The organism is Nocardia sp. NPDC059764, from assembly GCF_042732555.1.
Classification (GTDB): Bacteria; Actinomycetota; Actinomycetes; order Mycobacteriales; family Mycobacteriaceae; genus Nocardia.
In genome coordinates this window covers 20,448-30,013 of record NZ_JBHWHH010000090.1, presented here as the reverse complement: position 1 = coordinate 30,013, position 9,566 = coordinate 20,448, and the positions used below count along the sequence as shown (strand labels likewise).

At 70.2% G+C, this 9,566-nt stretch carries 9 protein-coding genes; 1 reads left to right on the top strand and 8 read right to left on the bottom strand.

What is annotated here, in order from left to right; translation table 11 throughout:
- Positions 1-72 precede the first annotated feature (72 nt).
- Genes argH through ACFV4K_RS20590 form a run of 3 tightly spaced genes read right to left on the bottom strand, consistent with a single transcriptional unit; the run spans position 73 to position 3,668 of the window.
- Positions 73-1,494 (bottom strand): argininosuccinate lyase, encoded by a 1,422-nt coding sequence (gene argH, locus ACFV4K_RS20600; RefSeq protein WP_379276852.1) that lies wholly within the window; start codon positions 1,492-1,494, stop codon positions 73-75.
- Positions 1,491-2,417, bottom strand: a complete 927-nt coding sequence (locus ACFV4K_RS20595) for an SAM-dependent methyltransferase (RefSeq protein WP_379276851.1) — start codon at positions 2,415-2,417, stop codon at positions 1,491-1,493. Before ACFV4K_RS20595 ends, argH begins: the two co-directional genes overlap by 4 nt.
- A 48-nt stretch (positions 2,418-2,465) precedes the next feature.
- Positions 2,466-3,668: an argininosuccinate synthase gene (locus ACFV4K_RS20590; protein WP_379276850.1), complete on the bottom strand. Its 1,203-nt coding sequence runs from the start codon at positions 3,666-3,668 to the stop codon at positions 2,466-2,468.
- A 237-nt stretch (positions 3,669-3,905) separates the two neighbouring features.
- Between ACFV4K_RS20590 and ACFV4K_RS20585 the strand changes: the two genes are divergently transcribed.
- Positions 3,906-4,715, top strand: a complete 810-nt coding sequence (locus tag ACFV4K_RS20585; protein ID WP_379276848.1) for a trans-aconitate 2-methyltransferase — start codon at positions 3,906-3,908, stop codon at positions 4,713-4,715.
- Positions 4,716-4,719: 4 nt separating this feature from the next.
- Here ACFV4K_RS20585 and ACFV4K_RS20580 read toward each other — a convergent pair whose 3' ends face one another.
- From ACFV4K_RS20580 to argJ, 5 genes are all read right to left on the bottom strand, one after another.
- Positions 4,720-5,250 carry an arginine repressor gene (locus tag ACFV4K_RS20580; protein ID WP_379106767.1) on the bottom strand — a complete coding sequence of 177 codons (531 nt, stop codon included), beginning with the start codon at positions 5,248-5,250 and terminating at the stop codon, positions 4,720-4,722.
- Complete coding sequence (gene argF, locus ACFV4K_RS20575) at positions 5,247-6,191, bottom strand: ornithine carbamoyltransferase (RefSeq protein WP_379276846.1); 945 nt, start codon at positions 6,189-6,191, stop codon at positions 5,247-5,249. Before argF ends, ACFV4K_RS20580 begins: the two co-directional genes overlap by 4 nt.
- Positions 6,188-7,381 carry an acetylornithine transaminase gene (locus ACFV4K_RS20570; RefSeq protein WP_379276844.1) on the bottom strand — a complete coding sequence of 398 codons (1,194 nt, stop codon included), beginning with the start codon at positions 7,379-7,381 and terminating at the stop codon, positions 6,188-6,190. Before ACFV4K_RS20570 ends, argF begins: the two co-directional genes overlap by 4 nt.
- A 76-nt stretch (positions 7,382-7,457) precedes the next feature.
- The gene (gene argB / locus ACFV4K_RS20565) at positions 7,458-8,357 is read right to left on the bottom strand and encodes an acetylglutamate kinase (protein ID WP_357288456.1); all 900 of its coding nucleotides are present in this window, start codon (positions 8,355-8,357) and stop codon (positions 7,458-7,460) included.
- Positions 8,354-9,556 carry a bifunctional glutamate N-acetyltransferase/amino-acid acetyltransferase ArgJ gene (gene argJ / locus ACFV4K_RS20560; protein WP_379276854.1) on the bottom strand — a complete coding sequence of 401 codons (1,203 nt, stop codon included), beginning with the start codon at positions 9,554-9,556 and terminating at the stop codon, positions 8,354-8,356. The genes argB and argJ overlap by 4 nt, the downstream gene beginning before the upstream one ends.
- Positions 9,557-9,566 lie beyond the last annotated feature (10 nt).

The window sequence follows — 9,566 nt, the reverse complement described above, 5'->3', positions numbered from 1 at the left end:
CGAACGGCCCGTGGGGTTCCGGAAAAGGAACCCCCACGGGCCGTTTCGTCGATCAGCTGTCGCCAGGGCGGGTCAGCCCAGCCAGGCGCGCTGGGTGGCGGCCGTGCCGCGCACCTCTTCGAGCTGCTTGGCGACCTGGGTTCCGGCGGTGCCGCCGCGCGCGTTGCGGGAGGCGATGGAGCCCTGCACCGTCAGCACCTCACGCACAGCGGGGGTGAGCGCCGGGTCGACGGCCGCGAACTCCGCGTCGGTCAGCTCGTCCAGGCCGACGCCGCGCGCCTCGGCGGCGCGGACGCAGCCGCCCGCGGCCTCGTGCGCGACGCGGAACGGAACGCCCTGGCGGACCAGCCATTCGGCGATGTCGGTGGCGAGGGTGAAGCCCGCCGGGGCCAGCTCGGCCATGCGGTCGGTGTGGAAGGTCAGGGTGGAGACCAGGCCCGCGATGGCGGGCAGCAGCAGCTCCAGCTGGGCGACCGAGTCGAAGACCGGTTCCTTGTCTTCCTGCAGGTCACGGTTGTAGGCCAGCGGCTGCGCCTTCAGCGTGGCCAGCAGACCGGTCAGGTTGCCGATGAGGCGACCGGCCTTGCCGCGGGTCAGCTCCGAGACGTCGGGGTTCTTCTTCTGCGGCATGATCGACGAGCCGGTCGACCAGGCGTCGGCGAGGGTGATGTAGCCGAATTCCGGTGTGCTCCAGATGATCACCTCCTCGGCCATGCGGCTCAGGTCGACGGCGATCATGGACAGCACGAACGCGGCCTCGGCGGCGAAGTCGCGCGAGGAAGTGGCGTCGATGGAGTTCGCGGCCGAGGAGTCGAAGTTCAGTTCAGCGGCGATGGCTTCGGGATCCAGGCCCAGCGAGGAGCCCGCCAGCGCGCCGGAACCGTAGGGCGACACCGCGGCCCGCTTGTCGAAATCGCGGATCCGGTCGATGTCGCGCAGCAGCGGATGGGCGTGCGCGAGCAGATGATGGGCCAGCAGCACCGGCTGGGCGGCCTGCAGGTGGGTCTTGCCGGGCATGACCGCGTCGGGGTGCGCGGCGGCCTGCGCGACGATGGCGTCGACCACGTCCAGCACGCCGGCGGCGATGTGCCGCACCGCGTCCCGCAGCCACATGCGGAACAGCGTGGCCACCTGGTCGTTGCGGGAGCGGCCCGCGCGCAGCCGCCCGCCGAGCTCGGTGCCGACCCGGTCGATCAGGCCGCGTTCGAGCGCGCCGTGCACGTCCTCATCCGATTCCAGCGGCCCGAACGCGCCCGACGCCACATCGGCCGCCAGCTGATCCAGCCCGGCCAGCATGCCCTCCAGATCCGGCGCCGAGAGCAGCCCGGCCTTGTGCAGCACGCGCGCGTGCGCCTTGGAGGCGCGGATGTCGTACGGCGCGAGCGCCCAGTCGAAGTGGGTCGACTTGCTCAGCGCCGCCATCGCCGCGGCGGGCCCGGACGCGAAACGTCCACCCCACAGCGCGCCTTCATTGGTGCTGCCGCCCTGGCTCATAGCGTGTCGTCTCCTCGGGGTCGGAGTGCGGTCATCAGAATGTGGTGGCCCATACCGGCCTTGGCCGTCTCCGGGACGGTACGGCCGCGGTCCTCGAGCAGCGTGACCGGGTCGCCCTCGGTCACCAGCCACTGGTGCATGGCGAACCAGGTGCGGGGGTCCTTGCGGTCCTCCCACGGGTAGAACAGGTTTTCCAGGTCGATCTTCACCCCGGCGTCGGCCATCACCTTGGCGCGGCGTTCCCGGAACTGGTCGGCCATGTCCTTGTCGGTGCCGAGGTTCAACGCCACCCGGCTGCCGGGCGCGCTGAGTTCGGCCACCTGCTCGAGCAGCTTGTCCTGGGCGTGGCCGGGCAGGTATCGCAGCAGCCCCTCCGCCAGCCAGGCGGTCGGCTCGCCGGGTTCGAAACCCTTGTCCAGCAGCGCTTTCGGCCAGTTTTGCCGCAGGTCGATCGCCACTTCACGGCGGTCGGCGGCGGGTTCGTCGTCGGCCAGCGCTCGGGCCTTGAAGGCCAGCACCTTCGGCTGATCCAGTTCGAAGATGCGGGTGCCCTCGGGCCATTCGAGCCGGTAGGCGCGAGCGTCGAGCCCGGCGGCCAGGATCACGATCTGGCGGATCCCGGCGCGCTGGACGGCGGCGAAGTACTCGTCGAAGTAGATCGTGCGGGCGATCAGGACGCTGCCCATCGACCAGTTGCTCAGGTCGGTGTCCTCGCCACCCTGCTCGCGGTCGCCGAGGTCGCGCATCCCGGCCATGAGGTTGTTCCAGCCGTCGGAGCCGACGGCGCTCACCAGTTTCGCGGCGTACGGATCCTGGAACAGCGCGTCCTCGCGCCCACTCTCGTGAGCGCGCAGGGCGGCGACGCCGAGGGCGGTCGCGCCCACGCTCTCCGTGATGTCCCAACTGTCGTCATCGGTTCGCATGGGCGCGTCTCCTTCGGCCGGGTGCGTGCACTGCCCGGATCGACGCTACTACTTGCTGTTGAGGTCCCGTCGGGCCGCGACCTTGGAGGACAGGCCGTGGATCTGGACGAAGCCCTTGGCCAGCGACTGGTCGAAGGTGTCGCCCTCGTCGTAGGTGGCCAGGTTGAAGTCGTAGAGCGACTCGTCGGAGCGACGGCCGTTGACGACCACGCTGCCGCCGTGCAGCACCATGCGGATCTCACCGGAGACGTGCTGCTGGGTGTCCTGCACGAACGCGTCGAGGGCGCGCTTGAGCGGGGAGAACCACAGGCCGTCGTACACCAGCTCGCCCCAGCGCTGCTCGACCTGACGCTTGTAGCGGCCCAGCTCGCGCTCGATGGTGACGGCTTCCATCTCCTGGTGGGCCGCGATCAGCGCGATGGCGCCGGGGGCCTCGTAGATCTCACGGCTCTTGATGCCGACGAGCCGGTCCTCGACCATGTCCAGGCGGCCCACGCCCTGACGGCCGGCGCGCTGGTTCAGCTCGGTGATGGCCTCGAGCATGGTGACCGGGCGGCCGTCGATGGCGACCGGGACACCCTTGTCGAAGGTGATGATGAGCTCGTCGGGCGCCTCGAAGTTGACGGTCGGGTCCACGGTGTAGTCGTAGACGTCCTTGGTCGGGGCGTTCCACAGGTCCTCGAGGAAGCCGGTCTCGACCGCGCGGCCCCACAGGTTCTGGTCGATGGAGAACGGCGACTTCTTGCTCACGTTGATCGGGAGCTTGTTCTCGCCGGCGAACTCGATGGCCTTCTCACGGGTCCAGGCGTAGTCGCGGACCGGGGCGATGACCTTCAGGTCGGGGGCGAGCGCGCCGATGCCGACCTCGAAGCGGACCTGGTCGTTGCCCTTGCCGGTGCAGCCGTGCGAGACGGTGTCGGCGCCGTGGTACTCGGCGGCCTCGACCAGGTGCTTGACGATCAGCGGCCGGGAGATGGCCGAGACCAGCGGGTAGCGGCCCATGTAGAGGGCGTTGGCCTGCACGGTGGGCAGGCAGTACTCGTTGGCGAACTCGTCGCGGGCGTCCACGACGATGGACTCGACCGCGCCGCAGTCCAGCGCGCGCTGGCGCACGTCGTTCATGTCCTCGCCGCCCTGGCCGAGATCGATGGCGACGGCGACGACCTCGGCGCCGGTCTCCTTACCGATCCAGCTGATGGCGACCGATGTGTCCAGTCCGCCGGAGTAGGCGAGTACGACGCGCTTGGTCATAGTCCGTGTGCTCCTCATTAGTCCGTTTAGGCCCTCGACCGGTGCGCTGCCCGCGGTCCCTACCCGGTCCCCTGGTGCGCTCCGTCGTCCTGCAAATGATTATGCATGACGATGCAATCCCATTCATAACCGGGGTCCCCGCCTGCGCCTATCACCGCCGGGAGTCTTGCACCGACCCTCGAACAGGAATACCGTACGTACGTACGGTTTGGTAAATTCGACGATGCGGAGGAACCCATGTGGGACCCGGCCATCTACCTCGCCTTCGACGATCTGCGCGCACGCCCGTTCTTCGATCTGGTCAACCGCGTCCGAGCCGACCGCCCCCGCCGCGTGGCCGACGTGGGCTGCGGCCCCGGCAATCTCACCGCCACCCTCCCCGACCGCTGGCCCGACGCCACCATCGAAGCCTTCGACTCCTCCCCCGACATGGTCGCCGCCGCACGCGAACACGGCATCGACGCCACCGTCGCCGACGTCCGCGACTGGGACCCGGCCCCCGACACCGATGTGGTGGTCACCAACGCCGTCCTGCAATGGGTCCCGGACCACCTTGCCCTGCTGCCGAAATGGATCGACGCGCTCCCCGGCGGCGCGTGGCTGGCCCTCCAGGTGCCCGGAAACTTCGACGCCCCTTCGCATGTCGCGATCCGCGACGTCGCATCGTCACCACGCTGGCGCGAGCGTCTGTCGGCCGCAGGCATTCTCGACCGCCAAGCCGTCCCCGACCCGGACGGATACGCGTCCGTCCTGGCCGCCGCCGGCTGCGCGGTCGACGCCTGGGAAACCACCTACCTCCAGCCCCTGACCGGCGAAGACCCGGTCCTGCACTGGGTTACGGGCACCGCCCTGCGCCCGGTCCGCGACACCCTCGACGACCAGGAGTGGCAGGACTTCCGGGCCGACCTCGCCCCGTTCCTGCGCGACGCCTACCCGCGCAACCCCGACGGCACGACGTGGCTGCCGTTCCGCCGCGTGTTCGCGGTGGCGCACAAGGTCTCCGCGGTCGCGCACGAGGTCTCCGGGGTCGCGCACGAGGCCGAGTGACCGCTCAGGCCAGCTGTTCGATCTTGGCGGCGAGTTCGGCGCCGGTCATGGGTTCGCGGGCGATGACGGCGATGGTGTCGTCGCCGGCGATCGTGCCGACGACCTCCGGGAGAGCGGCCCGATCCAGCGCGCTCGCCAGGAAGTGGGCCGCGCCCGGCGGGGTGCGCAGGACCGCGATATTGCCGCTGGCGTCCGTGGAGACCAGCAGGTCGCCGAGGAGTTTCGAGAGGCGTTCGGTGCCGCCGGTGACACCGCGGACGGGGCTGCCGTCCTCGGGAACCACGTAAACGCCCGCGCCGCCGTCGGCGGCGCGGAGCTTCACCGCGCCCAGTTCGTCGAGGTCGCGGGAGAGGGTGGCCTGGGTGGTGTCGATGCCCTCGCCGGAGAGCAGGGCGGCCAGTTCGGACTGGCTGCGGACCTCGTGCTGGGCCAGGATGGCGACGATGCGGGCCTGCCGGCCCGCGCGCGTGCGTGCGATGGCCGCACCGGATCTACCCGAAGCCGGTGCGGCCGTGCGTCGTTCGCCGCTGCTCACCTGTCGCCTCGCGCGAATCGTTCCAGCAGCCAGACCAGCAGGGCCTTCTGGGCGTGCAGGCGGTTCTCGGCCTCGTCCCAGACCGCGCTGTGCGGGCCGTCGAGGACCTCGTCGGTGATCTCCTCGCCGCGGTGGGCCGGAAGACAGTGCAGCACCGTCACATCCGCGGCCGCGCGGGCCAGCAGCTCGGCGTTGACCTGGAACGGACGGAACGGGGCGACGCGGTCGCGGCCGTCGTTCTCCTGGCCCATGGAGGTCCAGGTGTCGGTGACCAGGGCATCGGCGCCCTCGACGGCGGCGAGTGGGTCGTGGGTGAGGGTGATGGTCGCGCCGGTCTCGGCGGCCCGCTTCTGGGCGGCGTCCAGGATCCAGCCGAAGGGCTCGAAACCCTCGGGGGCGGCGATGGTGACGTTCATGCCCGCGGTGACGCCGCCCAGCATGAGCGAGTGCGCCATATTGTTCGCGCCGTCGCCGAGGAAGGTGAGGTTACGGCCGGTCAGGTCGTCGCCCTTACGCTCGCGCAGGGTCTGCAGGTCGGCCAGCACCTGACACGGGTGGAACTCGTTGGACAGCGCGTTGACGACCGGAACCGTTGCGGCGCCGGCCATCTCGTCCAGACGGGCCTGTTCGAAGGTGCGCCACACGATGGCGTCGACGTAGCGGGAGAGCACGCGACCGGTGTCGGCGAGGGTCTCCTCGCGGCCCAGCTGGGTGTCGCGGCCGTCCACCACCACGGCGTGGCCGCCGAGCTGGGCGATGCCCATCTCGAAGGAGAAGCGGGTGCGGGTGGAGTTCTTCTCGAACATGACCGCGACGCCGCGCGGGCCTTCCAGGGGCTTGCGGGCCAGCGGCGCGGCCTTCAATTCCGCGGCCAGGGCCAGGATCTCGGCCTGTTCGGCGGGGGTGACGTCGTCGTCGCGCAGGAAATGCCGGATGGTCACTTGGACTCCTTCTGGGCCTGGGCGGCATCGAGGATGCCGGGCAGGTCGGACAGGAAGTTCTCGGCCTGGGTCTCGGTGAGCACCAGGGGCGGAGCGAGCCGGATCACGTTGGGCTTGGCGGGATTCAGCAGATATCCGGCCTCGCGGGCGGCGAGATCGACCTCGGCGGAGACGTCGTCGGTCAGCTGGATGCCGATGAGCAGGCCCGCGCCGCGCACGTGATCCACCAGCGGATGCCCGAGGTGCTCGATGCCGTCGACGAGGATCTTGCCGACCTTCTCCACGTGCGAGAGCAAACCCTCTTCGTCGATGGTCCGCAACACGGCCAGCGCGGCCGCCGCGCACACCGGGTTGCCGCCGAAGGTGGTGCCGTGCATGCCCGGCTGCAGCAGATCCGCGGCCGGGCCCTGGGCCAGCACCGCGCCGATGGGCAGGCCGCCGCCGAGACCCTTGGCCAGGGTGATGACGTCGGGCACGATGCCCGCGGCCTGGTGGGCGTAGAACGCGCCCGTGCGGCCGATGCCGGTCTGCACCTCGTCCAGGATCAGCAGCGCGCCTTGGTCCTTGGTGATGGCGCGGGCCTTGGCCAGGTAGTCGGCCGGGGGCACCACGACGCCGCTCTCGCCCATGATGGGTTCGAGGAACACCGCGGCGGTGTCCTTGTCGACGGCGGCGGCCAGCGCGAGCGCGTCACCGTAGGGCACGTGCACGACGCCGGCGGGCATGGGCTCGAACGGCTCCCGCTTGGACGGCTGGCCGGTGAGCGCGAGCGCGCCCATGGTGCGGCCGTGGAACGCCTCCTCGCAGGCGACGATCTTGGTGCGTCCGGTCAGGCGCGCCATCTTGAACGCGGCCTCGTTGGCCTCGGTGCCGGAGTTGCAGAAGAACGCCTTGCCGTGACCGTCGCCGAAGTGCGCGAGCAGCCGCTCGGCGAGCTCGATGACCGGTTCGGACGCATAGAGATTCGACACGTGGCCGAGGGTGCCCAGCTGCTGGGTGACGGCCGACAGGATGGCCGGGTGCGCGTGGCCGAGGCTGTTGACCGCGATGCCGCCCAGGAAATCGAGGTAGCGCTTGCCGTCGGCGTCGTAGACCACCGCGCCCGCGCCGCGCACCAGCGCGACCTTCGGGGTGCCGTAGTTGTTCATCAGGGCGGTCTGCCACCGCTGCTGAATATCGGCTGTACTCATGCTTCCACCTCGCTAGCGCTCGCCTCCAGCACGAGCACACTCGTAGCTGTGTTCATTTTCCGCTCGCTACGCTCGCTCATGAGATCTCCTGTGCGGGGGTGACCATCGTGCCGATGCCCTCCCCGGTGAACAGTTCCAGCAGGACCGAGTGCGCGACGCGCCCGTCGATCACGTGCGCGGTCGGGACGCCGCCCTCGACGGCGCGCAGGCAGGCTTCCATCTTCGGGACCATGCCCTCGTCCAGCGACGGCAGCAACTTGGCCAGTTCGTCGGTGTCGATGCGGCTGGTCAGCGAGGACCGGTCGGGCCAATTCGTGTACAGGCCCTCGACATCGGTGAGGATGACGAGCTTCTCCGCGCCGATGCCCTCGGCGAGCGCGGCCGCGGCGGTGTCGGCGTTGATGTTGTGCACCACGCCGTCCGCGTCGGGGGCGATGGTGGACACCACCGGAATCCGGCCCGCCGCGATCAGATCCAGCACGGCCGAGGGTTCCACGGAGGTGACGTCGCCGACCAGCCCGATATCGGTGGCCTCGCCGTCGACCTGCACGGTGCGGCGGGTGGCGGTGAACAGGTGCGCGTCCTCACCGGAGATGCCGACCGCGTACGGGCCGTGGGCGTTGATGAGCCCCACCAGTTCCCGGCCCACCTGCCCGAACAGCACCATCCGGACCACGTCCATGACCTCGGGGGTGGTGACCCGGAAGCCGCCGCGGAATTCGCCGGTCATGCCGAGCTTCTTCAGCATGGCGCTGATCTGCGGCCCGCCGCCGTGCACCACCACCGGGTGCACGCCGACCGTGCGCAGGAACGCCATGTCGGCGGCGAAGGCGCGCTTGAGGTCGTCGTCGATCATGGCGTTGCCGCCGTACTTCACGACCACGATCTTGTCGCGGAACTTCTGCAGCCACGGCAGCGCGTCGGCGAGGACGTGCGCCTTGTCGAGGGCCGAAAGCTGTTTCACCACATCGCTCATGAGCTGTAGGCCGAGTTCTCTTCGACGTATCCGTGCGACAGGTCGGTGGTGCGGACGGTGGCCTCGCCGTCGCCGAGGTTCAGTTCCACCAGCACCCGGATGTCGGGGCCGGACAGGTCCACCTCACGCGCGCCGGGCGCGCCCGCGCCGTCGATGCACACCGGGGATCCGTTGAACGACACCGAGACCCGGTTCGGATCCAGTTCGATGGGGGCGATGCCGATCGAGGCCAGCACCCGGCCCCAGTTCGGGTCGGAGCCGAAGAAGGCGGTCTTGACCAGGCTGTCGCGAGCCAGGGCCCGCGCGCCGATCAGCGCCTCGTCCTCGCTGACCGCGCCCTTGACGGTGATGTGCACGCGCTTGGTGACACCCTCCGCGTCGGACATCAGCTGTTCGGCGAGGTCGTCGCAGACCGCGCGCACGGCCGCGTTCAGGTCGGCCTGGCTCGGGGTGACCCCCGACGCGCCGTTGGCCAGCAGCAGCACGGTGTCGTTGGTGGAGCAGGAACCGTCCACGTCGAGGCGGTCGAAGGTGTAGCGGGTGGCGTTGCGCAGCGCCTCGTCCAGCTGGGCCGGAGTGGCGGCGGCGTCGGTGGTGAGCACCACCAGCATGGTGGCCAGTGACGGCGCGAGCATGCCCGCGCCCTTGGCCATACCGCCGACGTTCCACTTGTCCTGGTGGTGGAAGGCGGTCTCCTTCGGCACCGTGTCGGTGGTCATGATGGCGCGCGCGGCCTCGGCGCCCCCGGACAGGCCGCCGCCCATCTCGTGCACGATCTCGGTGACAGCGGGGATCAGCTTGTCCATGGGCAGCCGGTCACCGATCAGACCGGTGGAGCAGACGGCGATCTCGCCGGCGCCGGTCTCGGTTCCCCAGTTGCTCAACGCTTTCGCGAGTTCCTCGGCGGTGGTGTGGGTGTCCTGGAAGCCGCCGGGGCCGGTGCAGGCGTTGGCGCCGCCGGAGTTCAGGATGACGGCGCGCAGATGCCCGCCGGTCAGCACCTGCTGCGACCACAGCACCGGTGCGGCCTTGACCTTGTTGCGGGTGAACACGCCCGCGGCCGCGTAGTCGGGGCCCTCGTTGAACACCAGCGCCAGGTCGGGCTTGCCGCTCTTCTTGATGCCCGCCGTGATACCGGCCGCCCGGAAGCCCAGCGGCGCGGTGACGCCCTGGGACCGCACCAGCTTGCCGTTCCCCACAGCCCCGCTG

Coding starts and splice junctions, on each gene's coding strand:
- ACFV4K_RS20595 (WP_379276851.1), bottom strand. CDS start 2,417: ATGCGAACCGATGACGACAGTTGGGACATCACGGAGAGCGTGGGCGCG.
- ACFV4K_RS20585 (WP_379276848.1), top strand. CDS start 3,906: ATGTGGGACCCGGCCATCTACCTCGCCTTCGACGATCTGCGCGCACGC.
- argH (WP_379276852.1), bottom strand. CDS start 1,494: ATGAGCCAGGGCGGCAGCACCAATGAAGGCGCGCTGTGGGGTGGACGT.
- ACFV4K_RS20590 (WP_379276850.1), bottom strand. CDS start 3,668: ATGACCAAGCGCGTCGTACTCGCCTACTCCGGCGGACTGGACACATCG.
- argB (WP_357288456.1), bottom strand. CDS start 8,357: ATGAGCGATGTGGTGAAACAGCTTTCGGCCCTCGACAAGGCGCACGTC.
- ACFV4K_RS20570 (WP_379276844.1), bottom strand. CDS start 7,381: ATGAGTACAGCCGATATTCAGCAGCGGTGGCAGACCGCCCTGATGAAC.